This is a genomic window from Paracoccus sp. L-17 (genome assembly GCF_056857655.1).
This window is the reverse complement of the sequence record NZ_JBSXNM010000038.1, coordinates 71343-83032: the sequence shown is the minus strand read 5'-3', so window position 1 is coordinate 83032 and position 11690 is coordinate 71343. Positions and strand designations below refer to the sequence as shown.

At 65.2% G+C, this 11690-nt stretch carries 11 protein-coding genes; 6 read left to right on the top strand and 5 right to left on the bottom strand.

Annotation, left to right across the window (positions count from 1 at the left end; all coding sequences use genetic code 11):
• Positions 1–3 precede the first annotated feature (3 nt).
• Positions 4–615 (top strand): hypothetical protein, encoded by a 612-nt coding sequence (locus tag AC13CR_RS09795; RefSeq protein WP_292978959.1) that lies wholly within the window; start codon positions 4–6, stop codon positions 613–615.
• Here the strand turns inward: AC13CR_RS09795 and AC13CR_RS09790 are convergent, their stop codons facing one another.
• On the bottom strand, positions 616–939 hold the full coding sequence (locus tag AC13CR_RS09790) for a HesB/IscA family protein (protein ID WP_292953604.1): 324 nt from the start codon (positions 937–939) through the stop codon (positions 616–618). It lies immediately after the preceding gene.
• Between the two features lie 74 nt (positions 940–1013).
• On the opposite strand from AC13CR_RS09790, the gene AC13CR_RS09785 reads away from it, so the two are divergent.
• A complete protein-coding gene (locus AC13CR_RS09785; RefSeq protein ID WP_292953601.1) occupies positions 1014–2171 on the top strand; it encodes a deoxyguanosinetriphosphate triphosphohydrolase in 1158 nt (385 codons plus the stop codon).
• A 63-nt stretch (positions 2172–2234) separates the two neighbouring features.
• On the opposite strand, the gene AC13CR_RS09780 is transcribed toward AC13CR_RS09785, so the two are convergent.
• From AC13CR_RS09780 to guaB, 4 genes are all read right to left on the bottom strand, one after another.
• Positions 2235–3773 carry a tripartite tricarboxylate transporter permease gene (locus AC13CR_RS09780; RefSeq protein ID WP_292953598.1) on the bottom strand — a complete coding sequence of 513 codons (1539 nt, stop codon included), beginning with the start codon at positions 3771–3773 and terminating at the stop codon, positions 2235–2237.
• 11 nt (positions 3774–3784) lie between these two features.
• Positions 3785–4216 (bottom strand): tripartite tricarboxylate transporter TctB family protein, encoded by a 432-nt coding sequence (locus tag AC13CR_RS09775; protein WP_292953595.1) that lies wholly within the window; start codon positions 4214–4216, stop codon positions 3785–3787.
• 78 nt (positions 4217–4294) lie between these two features.
• Positions 4295–5284 (bottom strand): Bug family tripartite tricarboxylate transporter substrate binding protein, encoded by a 990-nt coding sequence (locus tag AC13CR_RS09770; protein ID WP_292953592.1) that lies wholly within the window; start codon positions 5282–5284, stop codon positions 4295–4297.
• 346 nt (positions 5285–5630) lie between these two features.
• Positions 5631–7079: an IMP dehydrogenase gene (gene guaB / locus AC13CR_RS09765; protein ID WP_292953589.1), complete on the bottom strand. Its 1449-nt coding sequence runs from the start codon at positions 7077–7079 to the stop codon at positions 5631–5633.
• Between the two features lie 232 nt (positions 7080–7311).
• Between guaB and AC13CR_RS09760 the strand changes: the two genes are divergently transcribed.
• From AC13CR_RS09760 to ppk2, 4 genes are all read left to right on the top strand, one after another.
• A complete protein-coding gene (locus AC13CR_RS09760) occupies positions 7312–8502 on the top strand; it encodes an OmpP1/FadL family transporter (protein WP_292953586.1) in 1191 nt (396 codons plus the stop codon).
• 227 nt (positions 8503–8729) lie between these two features.
• The gene (locus tag AC13CR_RS09755; RefSeq protein ID WP_292953583.1) at positions 8730–9593 is read left to right on the top strand and encodes an ATPase; all 864 of its coding nucleotides are present in this window, start codon (positions 8730–8732) and stop codon (positions 9591–9593) included.
• A 224-nt stretch (positions 9594–9817) separates the two neighbouring features.
• A complete protein-coding gene (locus AC13CR_RS09750) occupies positions 9818–10744 on the top strand; it encodes a homoserine O-succinyltransferase (protein ID WP_292953580.1) in 927 nt (308 codons plus the stop codon).
• The gene (gene ppk2 / locus AC13CR_RS09745; RefSeq protein WP_292953577.1) at positions 10744–11637 is read left to right on the top strand and encodes a polyphosphate kinase 2; all 894 of its coding nucleotides are present in this window, start codon (positions 10744–10746) and stop codon (positions 11635–11637) included. Before AC13CR_RS09750 ends, ppk2 begins: the two co-directional genes overlap by 1 nt.
• Positions 11638–11690 lie beyond the last annotated feature (53 nt).

Below are 11690 nucleotides of genomic sequence, written 5' to 3'. Positions count from 1 at the left end.
ACCATGTGGCGCCTTCTGGTCCTTGCGCTGTGCCTTCTGCCGCTTGCGGCGGCCGCACAGGAACGTCCGCAGACCGGACTGATGTGGAACCGCAGCGGGTTGCCCGCGACCTTTCCGCTGCAGGTCAAGACCCTGCCCGGCAAGGATTACCTGGTCCATGTGACCGAACCTGGCAGCGGCCGGGCGGTCATGGCGGGCTATATCCGTGGCGGGGATTTCTTTCGTCTTCTGGTGCCGCCCGGCCAGTGGCGGCTGCGTTTCGCCTATGGCCTCGACTGGCAGGGAAAAGATGCCCTCTTCGGCCCGGAGACAGGCCGGACCGAGATGCGGCAGGTTCTGGATTTCAGCATTCTCGGCCTGAATCGGCGCCGCGTCTATATCGTCACGCTCATCGAGGAGAACGGCACCATGAAGATCGTCGATGCGGACCCGCGCGCGGAATGCCAGATCGTGTCGTGGACCAGCGAGGACGCCGAATACCCGCCGGAACGCGGGCTGGATCCGGTCATGCGGGAACGCCGTTACGGCATTCCGCGACCCAACGGTCTGGAGGCGCCGCCCAAGCTGCGCTATATCGAGCGCAGCTTCGTGATCCGCAAACGTCTCTGCGGCTGATCACATCGAAAAGGACGTGCCACAGCCGCAACTTGAGGTGGCGTTCGGATTGTCGATGGTGAACCGGGCGCCGATCAGCTCATCCGCGAAATCGATCACCGCCCCCGCCAGATAGGGCAGCGAGACCGGATCGACGACGACCCGCTGGCCGGCGCCTTCCAGCACCAGATCGTCGGCTTCGGCCTGATCCAGCCGGATCTCGTATTGAAACCCGGAACAGCCGCCCCCGGCCACCGCGACGCGCAGCGGACGGACGTCGCCGCCCGCATTGATCTCGGCAAGGTGGGCAAAGGCCCGTTCGGTCACTTTCGGAGGCAGGTTCATGGGGCGTTCCCGTTTTCGTCCTTGGGTCAGGAATATAGGCTCTGCACGCATCCCTCGCAAGGAAGGACCGCGCCTTGTCCACCGCCCCCTATGCCTGCCAGCCCGAAGACAGTCGCGGCAGGCTGCATCCGGAAAGCCTGTCCACCTTCCGCTCGCCCTGGCAGCGCGACCGCGACCGGATCATCCATTCCAGCGCCTTCCGGCGGCTGAAGCACAAGACGCAGGTCTTCGTCGAACATGACGGCGACGAATATCGCGGCGATTACTTCCGCACCCGGCTGACCCACACGATCGAGGTGGCGCAGGTCGCCCGCACCATCGCCGGCGCGCTGCGGCTGAACACCGACCTGGCCGAGACGGTGGCGCTGGCCCACGATCTGGGCCACCCCCCCTTTGGCCATACCGGCGAGGATGCGTTATCCGCGCTGATGCAGCCCTATGGCGGCTTCGATCACAACGCGCAGGCGCTGCGGATCGTCACCCGGCTGGAACGGCACTATGCCGATTTCGACGGGCTGAACCTGACATGGGAGGCGCTGGAGGGGATCGCCAAGCATAACGGGCCGGTGGAGCCGCCCCTGCCCTATGCCCTGGCCGAGGTGAACGGCGACTGGGATCTGGAGCTTTCAAGCAATGCCAGCGCCGAGGCGCAGGTGGCGGCCGTGGCCGATGACGTGGCCTATAACCACCACGATCTGCATGACGGTCTGCGGGCCGAATTGTTCACCGAGGAGGAACTGGCCGAATTGCCCGTGATCGGTCCCGCCTTCGCCGAGGTGGACCGCCTCTATCCCGGCCTCGACCGGATGCGGCGGCGACACGAGGCGCTGCGGCGGGTCTTCGGCGTCATGGTCGAGGACGTCATCGCCGTGGCCGAGAACCGGCTGGCGGGCCTGCAGCCGCAATCGGCGCAGGAAATCCGCGACATGGACGGGCCGATCATCCGCTTTTCCAAGCCGCTCTACCAGAACATCAAGGCGATCAAGTCGTTCCTGTTCACGCGCATGTATCGCGCGCCCTCGGTCGTGGATGAACGGGTCCGGGTGACGGCGATCCTGAACGAGCTGTTCCCGCTGTTTCTGTCGGACCCCGCCCAGATGCCGCCGCAATGGCACAGCGCGGCCGAGGCGGCGCCCGATGAAACCCGCCGTGCCCGCATCGTGCTGGACTACGTCTCGGGGATGACCGACCGCTATGCGATATCAGAGGCGCAGCGGCTGCTGACCGGTTGAAAGGGCGCGACACGGGCTGTCCGTGCCGCGCCATGTCATGCGGCGCCGCAAGACCGATCGGCCTCAGTCCCGGATCGAGCCCTCGTCATCGCCACGCCGGCGCATCCCCGACTTGACGCGGCGACCCACGATCAGCGGCAGAAGGAATCCGGCTATCGCGATGGCCCACAGCGTGATCGCCAGCGGGGAATCGATCAGGGTGAACCAGTTGCCGTTGTCGATGGTGATGGCGCGGCGCAGGTTGTTTTCCATCTGGTTGCCCAGAAGTGTGCCAAGGATGATGGGCACCAGCGGCACGTCGAACTTGCGCAGCACCCAACCCATGACGCCGAAGCCGATCATCACCAGAAGATCGAACGAGGAACCGGAAATGCCGTAGATGCCCACGAAGCTGACCATCGCCACGACCGGCATCAGCACCCGTGGCGGGACCAGCAGGATGCGGGTGAACAGGCCCACCATCGGGATGTTCAGCGCCAGCAGCATGAAGTTGGCGATGAACAGCGCCGCGATCAGTCCCCAGACCACATCCGGATTGTTGGTGAACAGAAGCGGCCCGGGCGTGATGTTCAGCGACAGCAGGACCGCCAGCAGCACCGCCGTCGTCCCCGATCCCGGCACCCCAAGCGCCAGCATCGGCACCAGCGCGCCGCCGGCGGCGGCGTTGTTGCCGGCCTCGGGCGCGGCGACACCGCGCGGGTCGCCGGTGCCGAAGGTGTTGTCCTTGTCCACCAGCCGCTTTTCCATCGTATAGGAGATGAACGAGCCCAGCGAGGCGCCCGCCCCGGGCAGGACGCCCGCGACAAAGCCCAGGCCCGAAGTCCGCAGCATTGTCGGGATGCAGGATTTCAGCATCGACCAGGGCGGCGTCAGTCGGCCGATCTTCAGCTTGCGGCCCTCGGCATCCGAGGCGCCGTGCCCCTCTTCCAGGAAGATGAAGACTTCCGACAGCGCGAAAAGGCCGACGATCGCGACCAGGAAATCCAGCCCGTCGTAAAGATTGACCTCGCCGAAGGTAAAGCGCGGCACGCCGGTCTGCGTGTCGACGCCGATCATCGCCAAGCCAAGGCCAAGGGCCGCGGCAAAGGCCGATTTCGCCTGGTTGGTCGAGGAAACCCCGCCCAGCGTCATGAAGGCCAGCGCGAACAGCGCGAAATATTCGGCCGGTCCGAAAAGCAGCGCGATCTTGACCAGTTGCGGGGCCAGCACGATCAGGCCCCAGGTCGCGATGAAGGATCCGACGAAAGAGGCGATGCCCGACAGCGACAGCGCCTCTCCGGCCAGGCCCTTCCTGGCCATCGGGTGCCCGTCCAGACAGGTCATCATCGCTGGCTCGTCCCCCGGTATGTTCAGCAGGATCGACGAAATCCGCCCGCCATACATCGCCCCGTAATAGACCGAGGTCAGCAGGATCAGCGACGGCGTGGCGCCAAGCCCCAGCGTGAAGGCCAGCGGGATCAGGATCGCCACGCCGTTCGATGGCCCCAGCCCCGGCAGCGCGCCCATGATGGTGCCCAGAAAACAGCCCAGCAAGGCAAGGCTCAGATTCTGCCAGGTCAGCGCGATGGCGAAGCCGTCGGCAAGATTGGACAGGGTTTCCATGACGCGCTCCTTCAGAAGCCGAACGGGCCGCGCGCCAGCGACAGACCCAGAGCCAGATTGAAGATGACATAAATGCCCAGCGAGGTGCCGATTCCCGTCGCCGTGGCCCAGAGGATCGTCGACCCGAGACGCCAGGACAGATAGGTTGCGGCGAAGGCTGTCGCGATGACGAAACCCGCTTCCGGCAGCAATTTGGCATAGAGGATCATGACCAGCACCGCCGCGCCGATCTCGGCCAGGCGGCCCAGGGCGGGCCAGGTCGGATCGGGATCGGGGCGCAGCGCGATGACGATGCTGGCCAGTCCCAGGACGGCCGCGATGATCAGGGGAAATGCCTTGGGACCGACAGCGTCCGACAGGAAGCTTTCCTCGATCGACAGCGCGGCCAGCGCGAAACCGATCGCCAGCAGGATGCCGACGAGGCCAAGGATGCGATCGCTCATCGCCGATTTCCTTTCGGGACAGAAGCGGCGCCGCGAAAGGTCGCGGCGCCCGAGATGTTTGCCGGCATCAGCCCGCGTCTACTTGATGATGCCGATCTTGCGCGAGATGTCCTGGATCCGGGTCACCGATTCGGACACGAATTGCTGGAATTCCTCGCCCTGAAGGTCCAGCGGCGCGATGCCGTTCACCTTCATCACCTCTTTCCATTCGTCCGAGGCATAAAGCTCGCCCAGCTTCGACACCCAACCGTTATAGGCTTCGTCGGACATGCCGCCCGGCCCATAGAAACCGCGCCAGTTCGCGCCGACAGCATCCACACCCTGTTCCTTGGCGGTCGGAAAATCGGCGAATTCGCCGTCAAGCCGTTCGGGGGCCAGCACCGCGATCACCCTGATGTCGCCGCTATCGACAAAGCCCTTGGCCTCGGAAAGGTCGCCGGTGAAGGCCTGGACCGACCCTGCCAGAAGCTGGGTCACGGCCTCGCCGCCGCCATCGAAGGCGATATACTTGACCGAGCGGACATCCTCGATGCCATAGGCATCGGCCGCGATCAGCACCTTCAGGTGATCCCAGCCGCCCACGGCCGAACCGCCCGCGACCGAGATCGAACCCGGATCGGCCTTGATCTTGTCCAGCAGTTCCGGCAGCGTCTTGATCTCGCTGTCGGCCGCCACGGCGATGACGCCGTAATCGGCCCCGATCGAGCCCAGCCAGCGGACCTGATCCATGGTGTTGCCCGGATAGGCGCCCTGTGCCAGCCGCGTCGCGGTCGCCGAGGACGCCGCCACGATCAGGTTGTTGTCGTCCTCGCGCTTGTTGACGACCTCGGCAAAGGCCACGCCGCCGCCGCCGCCGGCCAGATTGACGACCTGCATCGTCGTGTCGATCAATCCCAGATCCTGCATCGTCTTGCCGACCTGGCGGCAGGTGAAGTCCCAGCCGCCGCCGGGATTGGCCGGGGCGATGCATTCGGGATTGGTGGGATTGAAATCCTGCGCCATCGCGCCCAGCGACGACGCGCCCAGCAACGCGGCGGCCGCGATCATCCGGCTTGCCTTGAAAATCATGGTTTTCCTCCTGTTGTCCTACGGATGCTACGCCGCATTCCTGCAAGGGCGCAACATCGTCCCTGAGGCGGGATCTTGAGCGTCATTTGATGGCACGAAGCCTTGCAGCAGGCAAGCCTCGTCGTGGACAAGCCGCGCCGGGGAAAGGAAAAAATTTACCGAGGCCGAACCCGCGCCGAGGATCGCCATGTCCCGCCTGCAAGGGCTTTACGCACCTTTTCTGCTGTCCGGGGAGTCTTGGCCTTCCCGCGATCGCGGCACGAGGGGCGCCCCGTGTCGCGGGCTCCCGAAGGGCTTCACATCATGCGGAGACAGGCACCCAAGAAATGACCGCCCCGACCAGGGTTCATCCGAGACGGTAATTCGGGCTTTCGCGCGTGATCTGCACGTCGTGCACATGGCTTTCCTTGAGCCCCGCCCCGGTGATGCGGACGAACTGGCAGTTGCGGCGCATCTCCTCGATCGTGGCGCAGCCGGTATAGCCCATGGCGGCGCGCAGCCCGCCGACAAGCTGGTGGATCACCGTGCCGGCCGGTCCCTTGTAGGGCACCTGCCCCTCGATGCCCTCGGGCACCAGCTTGTCGGTCGCGGCATCCTTCTGGAAATAGCGGTCCGCGCTGCCCCGCGCCATCGCGCCCAGCGAGCCCATGCCGCGATAGGATTTGAAGCTGCGGCCCTGATACAGGATCACCTCGCCGGGGCTTTCATCAGTGCCGGCGATGGCGCTGCCGACCATGGCACAGCTGGCGCCCGCGGCGATCGCCTTGGCGAAATCGCCGGAATACTTGATGCCGCCATCGGCGATCACCGGCAGGCCATCGGCGCCGGCGCAGGCGTCCATGATCGCGGTCAGCTGCGGCACGCCGACCCCGGCAACCACCCGCGTCGTGCAGATGCTGCCCGGTCCGATGCCGACCTTGACGGCATCCGCGCCCGCCTCGATCAGTGCCCGCGTGCCTTCCGCCGTGGCCACGTTGCCCGCCACCACCTGCACCTCGTTCGAAAAGGTCTTCACCCGTTCGACCGCCCTGGCGACGCCTGCCGAATGGCCGTGAGCGGTATCGATCACGACCATGTCCACGCCCGCCTCGATCAGCGCCTGGCTGCGTGCAAAGCCCTCTTCGCCGACGGTCGATGCGGCGGCCACGCGCAGCCGCCCCAGCTCGTCCTTGCAGGCCAGCGGGTTCACCACCGCCTTCTCGGTATCCTTCAGCGTCAGAAGGCCGGTCAGATGACCCTGGCCATCGACGATCAGCAGCTTCTCGATCCGGCGTTCCTTCATCAGGTCGATGGCCTGCTGGCGATCGGCAGGCTCGGTCAGCATCGCCAGCCTGTCCGAGGTCATCATCACGCTGACCGGGGTGCGGTCGTCGCTGGCGAACCGCATGTCGCGATTTGTGACGATGCCGACGACGCGGCCCTCGGCATCGACGACCGGAAAGCCTGTGACGTTGTAGCGGTCCTGAAAGGCCTTCGCATCGGCCAGCGTCTGATCGGCGCGCAGCGTGATGGGCTTGTAGACGATGCCGCTTTCGAACCGCTTGACACGGCGCACCTCGTCGGCCTGCTGTTCGGTCGTCAGGTTGCGATGAATGACCCCCATGCCGCCTGCCTGCGCCATGGCGATGGCCATGCGGCTTTCGGTCACCGTGTCCATGGCCGAGGACAGAAGCGGAATGTTCATCCGGATGGTGCGCGTGACCTGGGTCGCGACATCGGCGGTCGAGGGCATCACCGTCGAGGCGGCGGGAACCAGAAGGACATCGTCAAAGGTCAGGGCCTCACGAATCTGCATGGGGTCATCCTTGCGGCAAGTTCGTTTGGCAGTTTCCCCTTTCACGCGCGGCGCCGATTGTCCAGAGCCGAAGAACCGGCGCCGGCCGCCGGGCTGCGTTGCAGCAAAGACACGCTGCCCCCAGGTCAGCGAGATCAGAACGTTGCGTCATCGGGCCGGCACGATTGATTGCATCACGAAGTCCCGTAAGGTGACAACCTGGATCGGTTGATCCGTCTAGGGAGGACAACTTATGAGATATACACTGACCGGCGCGGCCACCCTGCTGCTGAGCGCATCGCCCCTGCTGGCAGGCGGGATCGAACGCGCGCCGCAATCGCTGAGCCCGCTGTTCGAAGACGGAAACTACGCCGAGCTCAGCTTTGGCGGCGTCGATCCGACGGTCGAGGGCAAGGACCGCACGCCAGCGGCGGCCGGAGGCCCCTACAACACCGGCGACGTGGCGCAGGGCTACGGCTTCGTGGGTCTGGCCTACAAGCACCAGTTCACGCCCAGCATTTCCGGCGCCATCATCATCGAACAGCCCTTCGGCGCCGATATCCGTTATCCGACGCAACCCGGCGCGATCCCGGATCCGGGCCAGGACGGGTCGCTCCTTCTGGGCGGAACCAGCGCGAAGGTGGATTCCACCACCTTCACCGCGCTCGGACGCTACAAGTTCCAGAACAATTTCTCGGTTCATGGCGGCATCCGCGGGTCGCGTGCCGACGGCAAGGTCAGCCTGAACGGCGCGGCCTATGGTCCGGTGGCGGGCTATTCGGTCGATCTGGATACCGACACGGCCGTCGGCTGGGTGGCCGGCGCCGCCTGGGAAAAGCCCGAGATCGCGGCCCGCGTCTCGCTGACCTACAATTCCGAGGTCGAGCATGAATTCGACACGACCGAATCCGGCCCGCTGGTCGATCCCGACGGGGCCGGGCCGCTGCCGGCCCTGCCGCTGCTGACCGGCACCTCCATGACAAAGGTCAAGACCCCGGAAAGCTGGAACCTGGAATTCCAGACCGGCGTCGCGCCGGATACGTTGGTCTTCGGATCGATCCGCTGGGTGAACTGGTCCGAATTCCGGGTCGATCCGCGCAACTTCACCGCCGTGACCGGTGGCGGACTGGTCAGCCTGGAGGACACCACCACCTACACGCTTGGCGTGGGTCGCAAGTTCACCGATGCCTGGTCCGGTTCGGCCTCGTTCACCTATGAGAAGGCCGGGAATGATCTGGTTTCGCCGCTGGCCCCGACCAACGGGCGCAAGGGCATCACGCTGGCGGCGATTTATACGCGCGACAACATGAAGATCACCACCGGCGTCAACTATACCAAACTCGGCGATGCGAGGCCGGAAACCGGCACACCCGACACCGCGCGCGCGGACATGAAGGGCAATGACGCCTGGGGCGTGGGAATGAGGATCGGCTACAGTTTCTGATCGCCCGACCAGGAAGAAACGGAAAGGCCCGCCGCATCGTCGGGGCCTTTCCGCCAGCCCGCCCTGGTGCAAGGCTGTCGCCGATGCCGCTCCGGGCCGGGCGGCGCCACCCCGGCCGTCCCCGCACCGGTCATGGCCGCACCGAAACCTGCGCTGGCTTGACGCCCGCCCCTTTCCCTTGGGCGCGCCGCGGATTACCAAGTCCGAAACCAAGGACGGGGCGGCACATGATCCATCACAGCGGCCAGGACTGGCTTCGGGCAGCGAACCGGCGCGTTCTGCTGTTCGGCATGTCGGGACTGGGCAAGACCCATCTGTCGAACATGCTGCGCGCCTCGGGAGAGTGGTTTCACTATTCGGTCGATTACCGCATCGGCACCCGCTACATGGGCGAATATATCGCCGACAACTTCAAGCACGAGGCGATGAAGGTTCCGTTCCTGCGTGACTTGCTGCTATCCGACAGCGTCTATATCGCCAGCAACATCACCTTCGACAATCTGGCGCCGCTATCGACCTATCTCGGCAAGCCCGGCAGCCCCAGCCGCGGCGGCCTGCCTTTCGACGAATATCACCAACGTCAGGACCAGCACCGCCGGGCCGAGATCGCGGCGCTTCTGGACACCCATCACTTCATGTCCCGCGCAATCCGGATCTACGGCATTCCGCATTTCGTCTGCGACAGCGGCGGCTCGATCTGCGAGGTGGTCGATCCGGACGATCCCGACGATCCGGTCCTGTCGGCGCTGGCGCGCGATCTGCTGATGGTCTGGATCAAGGGCAGCGACGCGCATACCGCCGAACTGGTCCGCCGCTTCGACAGGGCGCCGAAACCCATGTATTACCAGCCCGAATTCCTCGAAAACGCCTGGGTCGCCTACCGGGTCGAGAAGGGCCTGACCGGCGACGAGGTCAACCCCGACGATTTCATCCGCTGGACCTATGCCCGCGCCCTGGCCCATCGCCAGCCGCGCTATCAGGCCATGGCGCGGCGCGGCATCACGGTGCTGGCCGAAGAGGTGGCCGAGGTGAAGGACCCGGCCGATTTCAATGCCCTCATCGCCCGCGCCATCGACCGGCGGCCGGACTGATCCGGCCCGCCGGCGGGCGCCGAAACCGTCCCGGGTCGCGCGCATCCGGCGCATTCGATCACGCCTGCCTCGTGTCTCTGCCTCGCGCTCTTTCCAAATACCTCGGGGGGAGTCGCGGGACGCGACGGGGGGCGGCGCCCCCCTTGCCCGCCCGCCATCGCGGCACGGCATCTTGCCGTGACCGCCGCTGCCTTCTACTTATCGGTCGCAAAAGGATCGCAGCCATGCCCATCACCCTGAACGAGAACCTGCCCGCCTACCGAATCCTGTCGGAAGAGGGCGTGATGGTGATGTCGCCGGGGCGTGCGGCAACCCAGGATATCCGCCCGCTGCGGATCGGCCTGCTGAATCTGATGCCCCGCAAGATCCAGACCGAGAACCAGTTCGCAAGGCTGATCGGCGCGACGCCCCTGCAGATCGACTTTCAGTTGATCCGCATGTCGGATCATGAAAGCCGCAATACGGCCGCCGACCACATGGAAAGCTTCTATCGTCCCTTCCGCGAGGTCGCGGCGACGGGCGAGAAATTCGACGGCCTCGTGATTACCGGCGCGCCGATCGAACACCTGCCCTTCGAGGCGGTCACCTACTGGGACGAACTGACCCAAGTCTTCGACTGGACCCAGACCCATGTCCATTCCACCTTCGGCGTCTGCTGGGGCGGGATGGCGATGGCCTGGCATTTCCACGGCCTTCCCAAGCACATCCTGGACGCCAAGGCCTTCGGCTGCTTTCGGCACCGGAACCTTTTGGCCGCCTCGCCCTATCTGCGCGGGTTCTCGGATGACGTGCTGGTTCCCGTCAGCCGCTGGACCGAGGTGCGGCAGGACGAACTGGACCAGCGCCCGGCCCTGACCACGCTGCTGGCCAGCGACGAGGTCGGCCCCTGCCTGGTCGAGGATCCGGGTCGCCGCGCGCTCTATATCTTCAACCACCTGGAATATGACAGCACGACGCTGAAGGACGAATATGACCGTGACGCGCTGGCCGGAAAGGCCATCGAGGTGCCGCGCAACTACTATCCCGACGACGATCCGGCCCGGATGCCGCTGAACCGCTGGCGCAGCCATGCGCATCTGCTCTACGGCAACTGGATCAACGAAATCTACCAGACCACGCAATACGACATGTCCAGGATCGGAACCCCTTGATGGCGAAAGCGAAACCCTCCGCGCCCGACCTGCCGCTGGTCGGCCAGATCAGCGACTATCTCGACCGGGGCGCCCCCAGGGACGTCCGCAAGACCATCGAGAAGGCCGGCAAGAAAGAGATCCTCGATCCCGGCTATCCCTACCGCGAGGAGATGGACAAGACCGATTACGAGGATCATCTGGAGATGCTGCAGTTGCAGCTTGTCCGTATGATGCACGACATTTCCTCGACCGGCAAACGTCTGGTGGTGCTGTTCGAAGGCCGCGATGCGGCCGGCAAGGGCGGCACGATCGAACGCCTGCGCGAGAACCTCAATCCGCGCTCGTGCTATATCGTGGCGCTTCCCAAGCCGACCGAACGCGAGGCGGGGCAATGGTATTTCCAGCGCTACGTGGACTGGCTTCCCGCTGCCGGCGAAATCGCGCTGTTCGACCGCAGCTGGTATAATCGCGGCGTGGTCGAGCGTGTCTTCGGCTTCTCGACCGAGACGCAGCGCAACGCCTTCTTCCGGCAGCTTCCGGGATTCGAGCAGACCCTGGTCGATGACGGCATCATCCTGGTCAAGCTGTGGCTGAACGTGGGCCGGGCCGAGCAATTGCAGCGTTTCCTCGACCGCGAGAAGGATCCGCTGAAACAGTGGAAGCTGTCGTCCATCGACGTGGAGGGTCTGGCCAAATGGGATGAGTATACCCAGGCGATTCACGACACGCTGAACCTGTCGCATTCGCCCATCGCGCCCTGGGCCGTGATCCGGTCCGACGACAAGCGCCGGGCCCGGATCGCGGCGATCCAGACGGTGCTGAACGCGGTCGATTACGCCGGCAAGGACCGCAAGCGGATCGGCGAGGTCGATCCCAAGATCGCCGGCGGTCCGGAAATGCTGCTGACCTGAACCGCGCAGGGTCCGCCGGTCCGCCGAACGGCCATGGCGGTCTGGAAAGGCTG